Genomic DNA, 16,516 nt, shown 5'->3' on the forward strand with positions numbered 1-16,516 from the left:
CGACGCCTACTGGCGTCATCGCGAAGAAGGAAAAGGGCTCCCCGAGCTGCTCTTCCCGGATCGACGACAGGATTAGATTGGCTGGCGTGCCGATGAGCGTCGTCATGCCGCCCAGAATGGTGGCGAAGGCAAGCGGCATCAGGACCGCGCCGGGCGGCAGCTTGGTGCGGCGGGCGATCTCGGTCGCAAGCGGCATCGTGATCACGAGCGCCGCGATATTGTTCATGAACGCCGAGAGCAATGCCGCCACGGCCATGAGCGTGGCCAGCTGGATCGCGAATGTTGCACGCGCTGGCACCAGCGCACGCATGAGCGCAGCGGCAATCCCCGTCAGTTCCACCGCGCGTCCGACGATGAGCACAGCTGCGACGGCGATGACTGCCGGGTCGGCGAAGCCGAGCAAGGCCTGGTCGGGCGTGACCAGTCCGGTGATGAGGCACGCAAGCAGCGTGGCCACGGCAATCAGATCGTGCCGGACCTTTTCGGAGACGAACAGGACCAGCGCAAACAACAGGATCGCTGCGCTCAGGGCGGCGTCGCCTGGCATCATGGCCCTGTCGGGGCCAACCAGGTCATATGGACCGTGCCGCCCGATCCACTCTCGACAATTCGCGCCTGAACGCCTGCCTCGACGAGCGCCGCCTCGACGGCCTCGGCGTGCGTCCGGTTCGCCGCGCTCACGCCGACCGGCAGGTTCAGCCGCTTCGCGGCCCAGACCGCCGTTTCGATTGCATCAGCGCCCGCCTCGCTGGGGGTGTCGTCGTCAAATTCCACATCGGGTAAATCGGCCGCAGGTGGCACCAGCGTCACGGTCCAGCCCGGCTCGACCGCGGCAACGCGCGCCTCGAGCGTGCGATAGCTCCCGATATCGGCTCCCGGCAGCGCGGCTGAGCGAACCTGGGCACGTTTCCCGACCCGATCGATCAGCACCGCCTCCTGATCGACCCCGGCCACCAGAGCCAATCGCTCCGCCACCCGACCCGCCGCGCGCTCCGCGATCAGCCCTCTTCCTGCCGTGACCTGCATCGCCTCGGTCTCGCTGTCCTCGGTCCGCACCTGATCGATCTCGGCCCGCACCGGGCGGCCGAGCAAACGCTGCAGCCGCGCGGCCAGAATCTGTTCGGCATCCCGACGATAGCGCGGGGTCAGCACGGTGGCGGACACCGCGATCGGTGTCGCCCGATAGTCGATCTCGACTTCGCTGAGCCGCGCATTTCGCCCGAAATGCGATCCGATCGTCTCGCGCGCTTGCCGGAGCGCAACGGTTTCCCATGCAATCTGCCTCAGCGACAGCGCAAGCGGCACGGCGAGCGCGACCAGCGTGATGATCACAATCGTCGCCTGCAGCCGCGTCTGGGTGGGCGACAGATCAGGCGCAAAGCCATAGAGCCGCGCCAGCATTGCGGCGGCGGCGGCGATGGTCATGAGATTCGTGAAGAACAGCAGCGACGATCCGACGAGTGCCGGGGCGTTCATCGTTGCAAGGCCGAATGCCGTGACACCAAGCGGAGGCATTAGCGCCGTTGCGATCGCCACGCCGACGATCGTTCCGTGGCGCCCCCTGATCATCGCATAGGTCCCGGCGAGACCCGAGAAGAGCGCCACGAGCAGGTCGAAAAGATTGGGGCGCGTGCGCGCCGCGATTTCGGGCGTAACGTTCTGCAGCGGCGAGAGCAGCACGAGTAGGGCGCAAAATCCCACGGCAAGCGCAATTCCGCCGGCCAGTGCGCGCAGCGTTCGGCGCATTTCGACTGAATCGAAGGTTGCGAGCGCAAATCCCAGCCCGATGATGGGACCCATCAATGGCGAGATCAGCATCGCACCGATGACGACGGCGGGTGAGGACAGGAGCAGCCCAAGCACCGCTATCCCCGCCGACATCAGCGTCATGAACGCAAAATGGGGCGACCACCGTGCATCCTCTCGAACCTTTTCGACCACCGCGCGATGATCGATGCCGATGAGGACATGGTTCGCCCACCAACGGCGAAGGAGCACCTGCGCGGAGCCAACGCGTCGGATCGGAATCCTGCTCGTCATTTCTTCGTTCAAGCAAAGCCTCCCGTTGGATGACTGCGATCCAACCGGGTCATAGCGCAATGCCGCCTTCCTCTGCCAATCAAGAGCTAAAAGCGATCGATGAATGCGTCGTTTCGAGCTTGATCAGAGTCCACGGTCAGTAGCGGACATCAATGGTCAGATGAACAGACGTCAACTATTGGGGCACTAAATGGCGCGTCGAACGTCCGAGATGTCGGCGGATGCCGAAGTTTGGCCGGTCTCAGATTCGGCCGTCTGGAGCAACGGGAATTTCAAGTACGTCTCCCAAGCCAGCTGCCCAAGCCTTGTTCGCAATCTCATTTTCCCATTTCAGAAACCAAGCGCGCTTTTCCGCCTCCGGACACAAATCGGTACACAAGAGGCGTCTAATCGGGTCGAATTGAGGCCAACCCGGTCCAACTGTCTGTGCTCGTGATTTCCGGGATCGAGAGGCGACGCGACCGTGGCCTTAGCCGATAAGGAGAAACGATCATGAATGTGAGCGTGCCAGTGCTTCAACCCGAATCCGACCCGGCGGCGCTGGCTTTCACGCGGCTTGGCGAAAAGGTGGATCTGCTCGAGGCCGCCATCACAGGCCTAGCCGCCAAAAGAGAGGCCACCCCCGATTACAGCGAAACCCTGGGGGAGATGGCAGGCCGCCTCGACAGGGTATACAAGGCCATCAACATACTGGGCGACAGACCGGCCATGAGGCTCACGCCTGCGGAGATGGCCAAACAGATCGAAGCGGCTGGGGCGATGGCGCGTACAGCAGATGGCACTACGATCCAACAGGCACGGAATCAGATCGACCACGCGGCGCAGCGCATGAATGCGCTTGCCGGGACAATTGCCACGATCCGCGAGCAGCACGATCACCTAAAATGGACCGCGTGCGGTGGCCTGCTGGCGGGGATGCTGATCTGGTCATTCCTGCCAGGCGTAATCCTGCGTACCATGCCTCAGGGCTGGTATCTGCCTGAGCGCATGGCGGGCCATATGATCGGGGCGCCGACAATGTGGGAGGCCGGAACACGGCTTCTACGCGCGGGCAGCCCGAAGGACTGGAATGCGTTTGTCGAGGCCACCGCGTTGCTGCGCGATAATCGCGAAAAAATCGCGGAATGCGAAAAGGAGGCGCAAGAGGCAAAGAAGCCGGTTCCATGTGCCATCAGGATCGGGTCTAGCGCTGAGCCTGCGAGCTGAATGATTGGGCAGCCTCGTCGAGTATTAGCGACAGCTAATCGGGTGTCGGCACTCGACTGGCGGGTTCAACTGGTCATCGCAACACCTTCTAATCATGCTGATGAACGAGGTGTCCTATGGTGACGTCGCGGATTTGGTTCACGTCAGCGCAGAAGGCAGAGCTATGGGAGCGCGCGGCAAACGACTAACCTTTAATGGGCAACCTCCATTCTCTCGTCAGAAGAAGGGAGTTTCGTACATCTTCAGGTAGATACTTTGATCAAACTAACAACGGGAGGCTAGCGCGACCGCCGCGATGCAGATAGAGCTTCACGGAGCGCCAGGAGAACATGCAATGGACAGTTTGACCAGAGAGCGACGCTCAGAGGTCATGTCCCGAATTCGAGGACGTAATACTAAGCCGGAGATGCTTGTCAGGCGGACTGCCCATGCGCTCGGTCTACGTTTCCGCCTGCATCGCAAAGATCTTCCCGGCACACCGGACTTGGCCTTTCCTGCCAGGAAGACCGCGCTGTTCGTTCATGGGTGCTTTTGGCATCGCCACTACGGATGTAAATTTGCCTACATTCCGAAGTCGAACGAGGTATTCTGGTCGCGGAAGTTCGCTCGGAATGTCGCACGCGACCAGGAGGCGATGAACGGGCTGCGCCGCGCGGGCTGGCGGCCGATCGTGATCTGGGAATGCGAAACAAAGCAGGCGGATCTCGCCGCACGCATCGACCGGCTGCTAAAGGAAGTGGCATGAGCCTGACGATCCGCCGCGCCAAGCTGGAGCGTCTCCGGCTGGGCAATGCACCCCGCGTGCTTGAACTCTGTTCGGGCTGCGGCGGTATGTCGCTTGGGCTGCACGCCGCCGGCTTCGAACTTGTCGGCCATGTCGAAAATGACCCTGTGGCGGCAGAGAGCTATGCGCTGAACTTTTCCTCCCCCGAAGGTGTTGATCGGGAACGTTGGGCGCTTCCGCGCGATATGGTCGAATGCAGCGCGGCCGACCTCGCCGCCGATCTGGATCTTGCGGAAGCCTCGGGCGCATTCGATGTGCTCGCTGCCGGTCTGCCATGTCAGGCCTTCGCTCGGATCGGCCGATCTAAGCTGCGATCGGTCACGGGCGACGACGACGCCTTCCGGAACGATCCGCGGGCCAAGCTCTACCGACGTTTTCTCGAGTATGTCGAAGCAGTCCAGCCGATCGCTATGATCATCGAGAACGTCCCGGACATCCTGAACTTCGGCGGTCACAACATCCCCGAGGAGATCTGCGAGACGCTCGATGCGCTGGGCTATGAGACCAGCTATACGTTGCTCAATGCCGCTTTTTATGGCGTGCCCCAGATGCGCGAGCGGCTGTTCTTGATCGCCTATGACAGGTCGCTCGGGTTGCGGCCAACCTTTCCCGACCCGACGCATGCCGCCGAGCTGCCGTCGGGATATGAAGGTGCGCGCACGGTCGCTCTCAAGTACATCCCGTCGGAAGGCTCTCATTTCCACCCCATCCCCGCACCGGGAACCGATCTTCCGGGAGCCGTGGCGGTCAGGGCGGCCCTCTCGGATCTCCCGTTCATCTCGGAGCATTTCCGCGACCCGAGGACGATGCGGCGACGCAAGCTGACCGAGCAGTTGCCCTATCGCACCAACAATGACCTGTCCGCCTATGCGCGTCGCATGCGCGAATGGGAGGGGTTCGCGACCCGCCGATCAACCGACGGTCACCTAGTGCGCCTCACGCCGCGCGACTTCGCGATCTTCCGGCGCATGCGGGTCGGCGCCGATTATCCGCGCGCCCTGCAGATCGCGGAGGAAATATTCTCCGAGCGCCTCGCCGAGCATCATCCACGGCCCCGCAAGGGCAGCAGAGCGTGGGAGGAAATCCGTAAGAGCTGCGTGCCGCCGTATGACCCCGGCAAGTTCCCGAACAAATGGTGGAAGCTGGAACCGACCTCCCCGTCGCGCACGTTAACCGCGCATCTCGGCAAGGACAGTTACTCGCACATCCACTGGGACAGCCGGCAGCAGCGGATGATCTCCGTGCGTGAGGCCGCCCGGCTTCAATCCTTTCCGGACGGCTTCCGTTTCGCGGGCGCGATGAACGCCGGCTTCCGGCAGATCGGGAATGCCGTCCCGCCGCTGCTTGCGCTGGCAATCGGCAGACATCTGCGGGGCGAGCTGGGTCAGGCACTGATGCGGGATCGACGAGATAATCGGGAGCAGAACGAGGCCGCCTGATCCGAGCACGGCGACCGGCGCGAACAACCAAACGATAGCATCTTGGTTTATTCAGGAGCGGTTCCCGTGCGATGCCGCTTTCCGAGGAGGGGGCGTAAGAGTTGAAGACGATCGAGATCGCGCCCTATGCCGGCGCCTTGCTGAAGTCCCTCCGTGGCTTCGGCTACTCTCCCGAAACCGCGCTGGCCGATCTGGTGGACAATTCCATTTCTGCCGGTGCCGATCACATCGATCTCAGTATCGACTGGAACGAGGGTGAACCCCGCATTGCGGTGCGCGACGACGGGCCGGGCATGTCCCACGATGCCCTTCTCGAGGGCATGCGTTTCGGCGGTGACGAGAACCAAGAGCGCGGCCCGGACGATCTGGGCCGCTTCGGACTCGGCATGAAGACGGCGTCGCTCTCTCAATGCCGGCGGCTCACCGTCGTTAGCCATCATGCCGGCAGCACCAGCAGCATGTGCTGGGACGTCGAGAAGGTGCTGAAGGCGAAGAACTGGTGTGTCGAGACCGGGACTTTCCCGGATCCGTTCGAGCATGTCGCCATTCCGACCGAGACCGAAGGCACACTGATCGCGCTCGAAAAGATGGATGAGCTCGGAGGCCTGTTCGGGCTCGACAAGGAAGCGTTCTTCTCGAAGATAAAGGATGCGCGAGACCATTTCGCCATGGTATTTCATCGCTTCCTCGACGGCGATGCCCGCCGCATCCGGATCACGATCAACGGCCGCGCCGTGGATGGCTGGGATCCCATGCTGCGCACGCATCCGGCAACCCGACCGCTCGGCGCGGGCCGCATCGGAATTGGGGCGCAGGCCGTGCAGGTCACTCCATTCGTTCTGCCCCATCGCGACCGGTTCGCAAACGAGGCGGAGTTCAATGCAGCAGGTGGCCCCGGTGGCTGGGCCGAACGTCAGGGGTTCTACGTCTATCGGGCCAAGCGGCTCGTGGTTGCTGGAAGCTGGCTCGGGCTTGGCGGCCACCGCGAATGGACCAAGGACGAGAGCAGCCGGCTCGCCCGCATCACGATCGATCTGCCTCAAAGCGCTGACGCCCTGTGGCGCATCGACGTGCGGAAGGCTCGCGCCCGCCCGCCTGCCGCACTGCGCGGACGTCTGTCCGCGATGGGAGGTCAGTGCCGCGACCGCGCTCGCGAAGTGTTCGCTTGGCGCGGTGGACAGATCCGCACGATGAAACCCGGGCAGGAGCCGCCGGCACCAGTCTGGAATGAGGAGCATCGATCTGGAAAGCGGAGCTACCGGATCAACCGCGAGCACCCGGTCATTGCCCAGCTGCTCGGGGGTGACGCCTCGACACGTCGCCTCGCCCGCGCCGCCATCAGTTTGATCGAGCGTTCGGTGCCGGTCGAAAGGATCTGGCTGGACATCTCGGAAAATGTCGAAGCTGCGGTCGACCTCGAGGCGGTCGACGGCTTCCTGGTCGATGATCTCGTTGCAGCGATCGGCGCTTCGAAGGCAGGTGCGAGCCCCGAGGAGGCGCTCGATGGACTACTGCGAAGCATTCGGCTGGAAGCACCCGCGCTGCGCAAGGCCGTGCTGAAAAAGCTGGGAAAGAGCGATGAGTGATACCGCCGTCCAGACTCTGACCAACATGGCGCGTCAGCTCCTGACATCGACCGACGAGCGTCCGGAAGACCGGGCCGCGATCCGGGATGCCGTGGATTCCGTCATCCCAATCGTCGCGCGACGGACGGACCATACCTTCACCGAAGACGAGATCGAACAAGCGGTCCGCGTGCTGGAGACTGCCTATGTGGTTCAGCAGGGGCACGCGGTCGCAATCATCGACCGCGAAGTCCCGCTCGAATGGTATGTGGGCGAGCGACGCAGACCCGGCCCGTTTATGGCTCGATATCTGCAGAAGCTGCAGGAGGACGACTGGCCGGTCCGCTCGGTTGAGGAGCTGCGCGACAGCACGGCGCGTGTCGTCGAACTGCTCGACGATCCTCGACGCGACGGCCCTTGGAACTGGCGCGGTCTGGTGGTCGGCGATGTCCAATCGGGCAAAACCGCGCATTATGCGGGCGTGATCAACCGCAGCGTCGACGCAGGCTACAGGGTGATCATCGTTCTCGCAGGCATGCACAATTTGCTGCGGCTACAGACACAAATGCGGCTCGAGCTCGACTTTCTCGGCTATGATACGAAGCCGGATCAGCAAGACGCCGGACGGCTGAAGGCGATAGGCGTCGGCCTCATCCCTCCGGCACTGCCCGCTGGCAGCCTGACGCTCGCTTCGCCAACAGGCGACTTCAACGTCGCGTTCGCGCGTCAGGCCAATTTCGCTCCGCTCGACCAACCATGCCTGTTCGTGGTCAAGAAGAACGCGACCATCATGCGCAACCTCAACGGATGGATTGGAAAACTGCCGGAGGAGTTCCGGCGTGCGCCGCTGCTGCTGATCGATGACGAGGCCGATCAGGCGTCGATCGATACCAAGGATCAGCCGACGCTGCCGGACGGCAGTTTCGACGGAGATTATGACCCGACTCGCATCAACGGCGAGATCCGCAGGATGCTGGGTGCGTTCAAGCGATCAGCCTATGTCGCGTATACCGCGACGCCGTTCGCCAACATCCTGATCCACGACGAACGGGCGGCAGAGAAATACGGGTCCGATCTCTTCCCTTCGACCTTCATCTTCGCGCTGACGCCCCCGGACGACTATTTCGGCCCAGCGGCGGTGTTCGGCACCAACAACGACATGGGCAGTGTCGGACTGCCGCTGACCCGCCATGTCGATCAGGGCACCGAAGGTTGGATCCCCGACCCGCACGACAGGTATCTACGCCCACGCTACCAAGGGGAGGCCGAACTTCCGCCCTCGCTCAAGGAAGCGGTGCGAGCCTTCCTGCTTGCATGCGCTGCACGGGCGGCGCGCGGGCGGCCATCGGCTCACTGCTCCATGCTCATCCACGTCTCCCGTTTCGTCGATGTCCATGATCAGGTGCATTCTCAGGTGGAGCGCTATCTTGACGACATCCGCGCCCGCATCTCCGGAGGCGACGCCGAAACGCTCGCCGAGCTCGAGACACTGTGGCGCGAGGACTTCGTGCCGACGACCGCCGACATCCGCGGCACGGTTTTCGACCGGGGAATGATATCCGTGGGCTGGCCCGAGATCCGGGCCCTCCTGTCCGATTCGAGCGACAAGATCCAGGTCATTGTCGCCAACGGCCGGTCCAAGGCCGCGCTCGACTATGACCGCTATCGTGAGACCGGCCTGTCGGTGATTGCGATCGGCGGTGACAAGCTGTCCCGAGGGCTGACACTCGAGGGCCTGATGGTCAGCTATTTCCTCCGCATCGCCAAACAGTATGACAGCCTGCTGCAGATGGGCCGTTGGTTCGGCTACCGCCGCGGCTTTGCGGACCTCTGCAGGCTCTACACCACGCCGGACATGGAGGACTGGTTCCGACACGTAGCGACCGCCAGTCAGGAACTGCGCGCAGAGCTCGTTCACATGCGACTGATGCTCCAGACCCCCAAGGACTACGGCCTCAAGGTCGAATCACACAGCGTCATGAACGTGACCGCACCCAACAAACAGAGGCATGCGGTGGAACGACCCACGAGCTTCGCAGGCGAAGGCAAGATCCAGACGGTCATGTACGCTGAGCGCGGCCTTCTTGAGCAGAACGCCACGGCCACCGACACCTTCCTCGAATCCCTGGACGCTCCGGAAACAGGCTTCCAGCGCCCCGGCGGCGCTGGAACCGCGGCGGGGCTCGTCTGGCGGAATGTTCCCGGTGATCGGGTTGCCTCCTATCTCCGGACACTTAGCTTCCCGCCCGAAAACCGCGAAATCGAGGCTCCTCGGCTTGCGGGCTATGTCGAGGAACAGCTGCGGCAGCCTACCTCCGAACTGACGACATGGACCGTATTCGTTCCGTCGGGCGACGGCCGCGATGTTCAGATCGCCGGGCAACGGCTCAGAAGCACCATCCGTCGGCCACTCGCGACGCGTCAGGTCGCCGGCCGCTACATCGTGCGATCGATTCTCAACCCACCCGACGAGGCGCTCGACCTCACAGATGCCGAATATGCTGAGGCTCTGGCCGAAACCAACCGCATCCGCGATTTTGTTGGTCAGGGGCCGTCGGACCGCCCGGCGGGCCCGGACATCCGCCGCATCCGTGGTCGCCGCCCGGAGCACGGCATGCTCATTCTTTATCCGCTCGACCCGGCTACGCCGGGAACGGTCGAGACCGAAGGGCCCGTGATCGGGGTGATGATCAGCTTTCCGGAGAGCCCCACCGCGACGCTCAGATATTATGTTGAGAATACCGTGCTGCAGAAGGATCGGCTGCGGTGACCGTCACCCAGGCCGACCTTGCATCACTTTGGTCCCGGCTTGCTGGGGCGGGAGCAGGGCAGCGACGGTTCGTGAGTCTGCGTGTCGATGGTGCGGGAATGCTCGATGTCCATGCGGCGCTGCGCACGGCCGACCACAGTCCTTGCCTCCTGTTCGACGCGCGCGACGGCCTGCCTGACGATGTCGAATTCGAGGTAGGCGGCATGCGCTGCGCACGCGCGGCGACCGATACCGGCCAGAGCTTGGTGTTGTCGCTCGAGGATTCCGGACGGCGCGACCTTTTCGCGACACTCGGCGCCGACGTGATCGGATACGCCGCCAACGTATCGGGGCCGAAGGCGCTGCCCGCCGTGCTGACGCGGCTGGATGCTTGGCGCCTGTTCCTGCGCTCCATCGGCGACGGTATGACCCGAAGCGAAATCATCGGCCTCATCGGCGAGCTTCGGATCCTCAACGATCTTCTCACCGACGATCCATCGCTGCTCACCACCTGGAAGGCACCGGATGACGGGATTCACGACTTCGAACATCTTGGCCAAGCGCTTGAAGTAAAGGCGACGACAGGCCCTGGATCACGCGTGACGATCTCCAGGCTCGATCAGCTAGACGATGGCGGACTCGACCGGCTCGACCTGGTTCATGTCCGCCTCTATGAAACGCCGCAGGGGGAAAGCGTGGACGATCTCGTGGAGCGGATAACGGCGGCGCTGCCGGATGTAGAGGCGAAACGGCAGCTTTCCAATGCACTGCTTCGGCGCGGACTGAGCCCGGACGACCGCCGGGCGCGTTCGGGTCTCCGCACGTCGCTGCAGCAGATCGTCGTCTATCGCGTCGACACAGGCGTTCCACGCATCCGGCGGGGCGACGTGCCGCCCGCCATTCTCGACGTCAGCTATGTGCTGGATCTCGGTCAGCTGGGATCCGCCGCGGAGCCATGGTCCTCGGTGATGGTTTCGCTGGCACGGAGGGGCCACTGATGGACGACCCACTTCACGGCTTTGCCGAGGCATTCGCTGCAGACATTGAGGAGGCCGTTTCCAGCCCGGACGCTCCGACGCTCTTTTCGGGAGAGATGTTCACCAAGCTGGTCCTGGAACGGCTGGAGGACGCCGAACGCCTGGAACAGGCTTTCGATCTCTATCAGGAAGGCCATACCGGCCGCGCCAGCTATCGCATCGACGGCTACGCCATCGATGATGAGCGCGGAGCGCTTGAGCTGTTTACAACGATCCACACCGGAGAGATTCCGCCGGTACGCCTGCCGACGGCCGACATCAGAAGCGCCTACGACCGCGCGCTTCGCTTCGCTCGCGCATCGATGGAAGGTCTCGCCGACAAGCTCGAACCCTCGAACACTGATGCCAGCGACCTCGCGAGACGGATCGAGCGCGAAGCCGACCGCATCAGCTCGATCAGGCTGATTTTGCTCACCGACCAGCTCACTGGCCCAACCCTGCCGGCAGACGGAGAATGGTCGGGGCGGACCATCGAGCATGACGCCTTCGACATGGTCCGTCTTCATCGGATCCTCGGCGAGGGTGAGACCCGCTCGGACATCGCGGTGGACCTGCGACAGCTCGCTGGCGCAGCGCTCCCGTGTCTTCCGGTTCGCCCGCACGCTGGCGGCTACGAAGCCTATCTGACCGTCATGCCGGGCGACATGCTCTCGAAAATCTATCAGCGTTATGGCGTCCGTCTCCTCGAACTCAACGTGCGCGCCTTTCTCGGAATTCAGGGAAGAAAGAGCGTCAACGCGGAGCTCCGGCGGACAATCGCCGACCAGCCCGCGATGTTCCTGGCATACAACAACGGCATCGTCGCGACGGTCGACGAGATCGAGTTCGACGATGACGGAGCCGGCCGGTCGCTCATCACGGGGCTGCGAGGTCTTCAGATCGTCAACGGTGGCCAGACCACGGCTTCACTTCACCGCGCCCGTTTCAAGGATCGTCTATCGCTCGACGGCGTCGAGGTTCCGGTCAAGATCATCCGCGTCACCAGCGGGGACCTTGCCGAGATGGTCGGCTCCGTCTCCCGTGCCGCAAACCGTCAGAACACGGTGCAGCAGGCCGACTTTTCGTCCAACGACCCGTTCCATCAGGAAGTCGAGGCGCTGGCAAATAACTGCTGGATCGATAGCGGTCGCGGCCGCTGGTTCTATGAGCGCGCGCGGGGCTCCTACCTCGCAGCCGAGCAGAAAGCGTCCTACCGCGCCAAGGATGAGCAGGCATTCCGGGTGCAGACCCCACGCACCCGCCGTCTGAGTAAGCTCGATCTCGCCCGATATCTCAATGCGTGGAACGGCCTGCCTTACCGAGTGTGCCTGGGCGGGCAGAAGAACTTCCAGCATTTCATGCAACGCCTGAAGGACCAGCCCCCGCCGCCGCCGGACGAGGCGTGGTTCCGGCGCCTGATTGCCACCGCCATCCTCTACCGCGCGGCGGAACGCATCATTCGTCAGATGGCCTTTCCGGCGTTCCGGTCCCAGATCGTCGCCTATCTCGTCGCAGGTCTCTCGCAGCGGACAGGCGGCCGGATCGACTTCGAGGGAATCTGGCGGCGCCAAGCGATCTCTTCGGAGCTGGAGGATCTCCTTCGAAGCTGGGCACCGAGAATCGACGAGGTCCTGCGTGCGACCGCAGGCCAGCGCAATCCCGGTGAATGGTTCAAGCGGGAAGAATGCTGGAAGGCGGTCCGGGAAGACCTCCCGGATCTTTGCGATCCCCTGCCTTTCGAGCTCGCGAACGCAGCCGCCCGGCCTGCCGGGGATGGCGTCGCAGAGAAGCACGCCGGACCTGCGCTTTCCGTCGAAGATTTCGAGCGCATCCGTCGGTGCATGGAGGTCGACAGCGCAACCTGGATGCAGGCCGCGGAACTTGGTCAGCGTAGCAAGACAATTCACTGGAAGACAGCAGGCATTCTTCGCACGCTTGCGGGATATGCCGCGGGTGGCTGGGACAAACGTCCTTCGACCAAGCAGGCGAAGCCGGCGCTCGACGCTCTGCAGGCTGTCCGGCATGCCGGTCTCCTCGGCTCGGAAGACGAGACGCCGCAATTCGACGCGGATGGAGAGCCCGGCTGATGGCGGGACGCGGCGGAAGGCCGACTTGGCCTGGCGGCATGCGACGGCGCGAAGGAGTCAACTATGACCGGCAGTTGATTCTCCGCTCGGCCCCGGGAGGCCTGCCGGCCGCTCTGCCGCTGGTGCATGTCACGGCTGCATGGCCGGCGAAGGAGATCGTCCGCAGCGGGAAACTAATCACGAAACGCTGCGACGTGTTCGAGGCCGAGCTTCTCTATTTGTTCGTCCTGCGTCCTGCCTATCGTTCGAAATTCGGGGACACGGAATCGCACCAGCTGTCCCGCTTTCCTGTCGTTTTCATTCTGCGGCCGGAAGCTGTTGCCGATCCCCGGCACGTATACCCCTTCGATACCGGCGGCGCGGCAAAGGGGGCCTTTGCCAAGCAGGCCGATCCCTACGTTCCGCTGGAGGACTATGCGGTCGCGCCCAGCCATGCCGGCGCTGTGGGCCATGTCGGATGGGCATTTGGATCCCTTGACGCCTATTTCGAGGGACGTCTCCGAGAAGGGCTGCAAGATGAGGTTCCCGCCGGCGAGAGCGTCACGAGAGGCTTCATCGATGTCGCGCGGATGGGTGTCGAAGGGAGCAACGAGCACGACAAGCGGGCCTCGACGATCGAACTGGCGGCGAGCCACAACATCGATCTGCCGGGCAATGTTGAACTCGTGATCCTGCCAAAGCAGTATCTCGAAGGAAATGTGACCCTGCTCGACGAGATCAAGGCGTTCGGCGCGGATGTTGAACTCTATGACTGGCAGCCGAACCGCGCGCCCGACGAATTCCAGAAGGACATCTTGCGCATCAGCCGAGACTGGTATCAGCACAAGGGCATCATGTGACGGACGAACTGGACGAATTCGAAGACATGCGGCTGTCAGGCTATGTGAAACTGACAGAACAGGGCTTCGCGCTTCCAGCTTACGTCGCCCGGCCGGGAGCGAACGCTTGGTACGCCGCTCTTCCTGCCGTGGAAGGTGATCACGCATCCACCATCGCCAGCTTCGAACTGCTGGACGATGAAGACATAATCCCGCTGCCTGATACCACCATCATCGTCAGTCCGGGGGCACCCTGGCAGGATGTATTCCTCTGGGGAGGACGCGTTTTCGCTGGAACGCCTAGTCAGCTATTCGACGCGTTGGCATTGTACCAGGATCAGCTTCGCGCTCTCGCTCCTCTTTCTTATCTCGATCTGGCGGTCGCCGCGGAATCTCCCGTGTCAGCGGATCTCGCGGCAGGCGCGCTCGCCTTTCTCGAGGGAAAGCTCGGCGGCGCCGCCGGCGCTGCTTCGTTCCGGGAGCTGGTCCTTCGGCCCGGCGTTCTGATCGAACTTCAACGTCAGTATCGAAAGTTTGGACCAGACCGGCTGCCGAGTCCGCTGCGTGACTTCATCCTGCGGGAACATGAACCGGGACGGTTCGAAGTCGAGCTGGTGCCTGGCACCGCGGTCGCGATCGGGGGCGGGCCCGCCGCTGTCGAGCTGCGTGCCTCGATCACCCGGTTCGGTGATATTGTCGGACTGCCACTGCGGACCGCAGGGCTTGACGAGCGCGAGCCCTCGCCGGTGCTTCCCGAGCCTCCGGCCGAGGAGCCATCGCCGCTGCTGGATTATCAGACGGTCGGGCGCAGACCATCAGCCGAGCCTTTTCGGAGCGTTCTGATCATCGCAGCGGATCGGCGCGCGGCGCAGATCGCGCGATATCTCGAGCCTCCGCTTGAGGTTAGTTTCGGTGCACGATCGATATGGGGCGCCCAAACCTACCGCATCGAGCACCTGAGAGAATTCAACGACATCCCCCGAGTCTCGCGTGACGCTGTCATCAGTGTCGTCGGGACCATCGAGCCGGATATGCCGCTGGATGACTTTGCGCTGGTGGTCTGGCTGGCCGGCAACGAAGCACTCCGCGACGATCGCGCCAATGCTGTCCTGGCCGCCGTCCGCTCGCTGAAGCCCGACACACCCTTTCTGATCGCACCGGCGCCGCCGTCCGATGGTCCATCAGTCCTCATGGAGGAGCGTGACAATTCCGAACAGCTCCTGCGGAGGTGCAATGCGATTATCGACACCACCCTTGCTCGCTCGCCGTTTTGGGCCGGCCAACCGCGTCGTTCGGTAGACCGGCGCATGGCGGATATCGTCGCGACCGTAAGCGTGGTCGCAGCGCTGGACAGCAAGCTGCGAGCTCCGCTGAGAGATGCTCGCGGTTCAAAGCAGCCCCGTGCTCTCTCTTTCCTCGGCGGACACGGCAGGTTTGATGTCGAACGAGCCACGGCCTCAGAGCTCAACGCGGCCGGCCTCGCACGCCAGCCGTACGACGAGATCCATGCGCGGGTCGGATTCGAGATGCGCGAACGGTCCAGCAAACGAATCCAGAACGCTTTCCTGGATCTTCAGCCACTTCGACCCGATTTCGAGCAATTTGCCGAGGCGGCGGTGGTCGAGGCCCTCGATCCGGGGAGACCATGGCAAGGGGCGCTCTCGGCAGGACGCGACGTTCCTGCTTCCATTCTCCGGACCATGGATCATCCCGATCTGGCCATAGTCGTTCAACCATCGGACCGGACCGGTCAGCCGATCGTCGTCACGGCGGAAGCGCCGGACCTGCGGACCTTGCGCGAAGCGGAACGCAAGGGAGCATCGGTAGTCCGATACACCGATGTCGATTCGCTGCAGGCATTGGCGGGACGAGATCGCCACATTCCGCTCCCGCGAGAGATGCGACTGCCGACGCTCCATCGCTACCCGAGGAACCGGGGCCTCGCGGCACGTGGTGTCGATACGCGGGACGTGTTCCGGTTGCCCGAAACGCAGTGGATGGAGCTCGTCGCGGCTCATCCCGCTACCGAACTGGAAGGACAGGTCAGACGGTATCTCGCGGCGATCGACACCCGTAGCGCCGAACCGGAGATTGCCTTGCCGGGGCCGGCGGTCTGGAACGCCGCCAATGCGGGCGATACCCTCGCCGAGGAACTGACTGGCAGGCTTGCGTGCTTGAGAAGCGATCGCGCGCTTTCAGGAAAACGGACCGGAGATCTGATCGCCGCGTGGTCACGGCCGGCAGATGGTGCTCGCCGCTGGGTTCTGGAAGATGGTCGCCTGCCTGTGGAAATGACCGCGCTGGATCCCAACGCGGTGCCTGCTCAGCGCCTGTTCTTCATCGACGGCGACGGCGCCGTCCCTGCGTTTCTTCTTTCCCGGCTGTTCGAAGTCTGGGCACGGGCTCTGCTTCCCAGCGCCACCAGCTGGGCCTCACGATTTCAGGTCGGCAAGACTTTTGACGCGTTCCCGTTTCCGTGGAGCTTCGCGATCCGCCCCTCCGAGAACGGCAGCCCTGCTCACCTTCGTTTTTCAGAGAAGAACCGGACTGGAGCAAAGCTTGCGGAACTGGTTGGGCGAAATGCACGCCATGTCGCTGAGGTGTCGGAAGAGTTCGGGCGGGACAAGCGTGGATTGCGCGATCATCCATTGATGCGAGAGGTGGACATGCTGCTACTTGAGGACTTCCATCTTCCGGCGGACGCCAGTGACCTAGACATCATCGAACTACTAGTCGAGCGTAATCAGGAGCGCATGTAGCTGGTCTTTCCTCAAACCTAACCCGGCAAATCAATGGCAATAACCGGTCAGGA

Annotated in this window: 11 protein-coding genes; 9 read left to right on the top strand and 2 right to left on the bottom strand. The window is 63.2% G+C overall.

What is annotated here, in order from left to right; all coding sequences use genetic code 11:
* Together MKI88_RS14325 and MKI88_RS14330 are read right to left on the bottom strand one after the other, a co-directional pair.
* Positions 1-550 (bottom strand): SLC13 family permease (locus MKI88_RS14325; RefSeq protein ID WP_281063743.1); only part of this gene is annotated, 550 nt, incomplete at its 3' end.
* Positions 547-2,040 (bottom strand): DUF389 domain-containing protein, encoded by a 1,494-nt coding sequence (locus MKI88_RS14330; RefSeq protein ID WP_241632074.1) that lies wholly within the window; start codon positions 2,038-2,040, stop codon positions 547-549. The genes MKI88_RS14330 and MKI88_RS14325, both read right to left, overlap by 4 nt.
* A 492-nt stretch (positions 2,041-2,532) precedes the next feature.
* On the opposite strand from MKI88_RS14330, the gene MKI88_RS14335 reads away from it, so the two are divergent.
* From MKI88_RS14335 to MKI88_RS14375, 9 genes are all read left to right on the top strand, one after another.
* A complete protein-coding gene (locus tag MKI88_RS14335; protein ID WP_241632075.1) occupies positions 2,533-3,246 on the top strand; it encodes a DUF6118 family protein in 714 nt (237 codons plus the stop codon).
* Positions 3,247-3,580: 334 nt separating this feature from the next.
* On the top strand, positions 3,581-3,991 hold the full coding sequence (locus tag MKI88_RS14340; protein WP_241632076.1) for a very short patch repair endonuclease: 411 nt from the start codon (positions 3,581-3,583) through the stop codon (positions 3,989-3,991).
* The gene (locus MKI88_RS14345; RefSeq protein ID WP_281063744.1) at positions 3,988-5,469 is read left to right on the top strand and encodes a DNA cytosine methyltransferase; all 1,482 of its coding nucleotides are present in this window, start codon (positions 3,988-3,990) and stop codon (positions 5,467-5,469) included. The genes MKI88_RS14340 and MKI88_RS14345 overlap by 4 nt, the downstream gene beginning before the upstream one ends.
* A gap of 101 nt (positions 5,470-5,570) precedes the next feature.
* Complete coding sequence (locus tag MKI88_RS14350) at positions 5,571-7,055, top strand: ATP-binding protein (protein ID WP_241632077.1); 1,485 nt, start codon at positions 5,571-5,573, stop codon at positions 7,053-7,055.
* Positions 7,048-9,804: a Z1 domain-containing protein gene (locus tag MKI88_RS14355; protein WP_241632078.1), complete on the top strand. Its 2,757-nt coding sequence runs from the start codon at positions 7,048-7,050 to the stop codon at positions 9,802-9,804. The genes MKI88_RS14350 and MKI88_RS14355 overlap by 8 nt, the downstream gene beginning before the upstream one ends.
* The gene (locus MKI88_RS14360; RefSeq protein WP_241632079.1) at positions 9,801-10,781 is read left to right on the top strand and encodes a PD-(D/E)XK motif protein; all 981 of its coding nucleotides are present in this window, start codon (positions 9,801-9,803) and stop codon (positions 10,779-10,781) included. Before MKI88_RS14355 ends, MKI88_RS14360 begins: the two co-directional genes overlap by 4 nt.
* Positions 10,781-12,886 carry an AIPR family protein gene (locus tag MKI88_RS14365; RefSeq protein WP_241632080.1) on the top strand — a complete coding sequence of 702 codons (2,106 nt, stop codon included), beginning with the start codon at positions 10,781-10,783 and terminating at the stop codon, positions 12,884-12,886. The genes MKI88_RS14360 and MKI88_RS14365 overlap by 1 nt, the downstream gene beginning before the upstream one ends.
* Positions 12,886-13,725, top strand: a complete 840-nt coding sequence (locus tag MKI88_RS14370; protein ID WP_241632081.1) for a hypothetical protein — start codon at positions 12,886-12,888, stop codon at positions 13,723-13,725. Before MKI88_RS14365 ends, MKI88_RS14370 begins: the two co-directional genes overlap by 1 nt.
* Positions 13,722-16,463 (top strand): hypothetical protein, encoded by a 2,742-nt coding sequence (locus tag MKI88_RS14375; RefSeq protein ID WP_241632082.1) that lies wholly within the window; start codon positions 13,722-13,724, stop codon positions 16,461-16,463. The genes MKI88_RS14370 and MKI88_RS14375 overlap by 4 nt, the downstream gene beginning before the upstream one ends.
* Positions 16,464-16,516: the final 53 nt, after the last annotated feature.

This window comes from Sphingomonas sp. LaA6.9 (assembly GCF_022601895.1).
In the GTDB taxonomy this organism is placed as follows: Bacteria; Pseudomonadota; Alphaproteobacteria; order Sphingomonadales; family Sphingomonadaceae; genus Sphingobium_A.

Excerpts from the sequence above, each read along its gene's own strand:
- MKI88_RS14330 (WP_241632074.1), bottom strand. The coding sequence starts at position 2,040 with ATGACGAGCAGGATTCCGATCCGACGCGTTGGCTCCGCGCAGGTGCTC.
- MKI88_RS14335 (WP_241632075.1), top strand. The coding sequence starts at position 2,533 with ATGAATGTGAGCGTGCCAGTGCTTCAACCCGAATCCGACCCGGCGGCG.
- MKI88_RS14340 (WP_241632076.1), top strand. The coding sequence starts at position 3,581 with ATGGACAGTTTGACCAGAGAGCGACGCTCAGAGGTCATGTCCCGAATT.
- MKI88_RS14345 (WP_281063744.1), top strand. The coding sequence starts at position 3,988 with ATGAGCCTGACGATCCGCCGCGCCAAGCTGGAGCGTCTCCGGCTGGGC.
- MKI88_RS14355 (WP_241632078.1), top strand. The coding sequence starts at position 7,048 with ATGAGTGATACCGCCGTCCAGACTCTGACCAACATGGCGCGTCAGCTC.
- MKI88_RS14365 (WP_241632080.1), top strand. The coding sequence starts at position 10,781 with ATGGACGACCCACTTCACGGCTTTGCCGAGGCATTCGCTGCAGACATT.
- MKI88_RS14370 (WP_241632081.1), top strand. The coding sequence starts at position 12,886 with ATGGCGGGACGCGGCGGAAGGCCGACTTGGCCTGGCGGCATGCGACGG.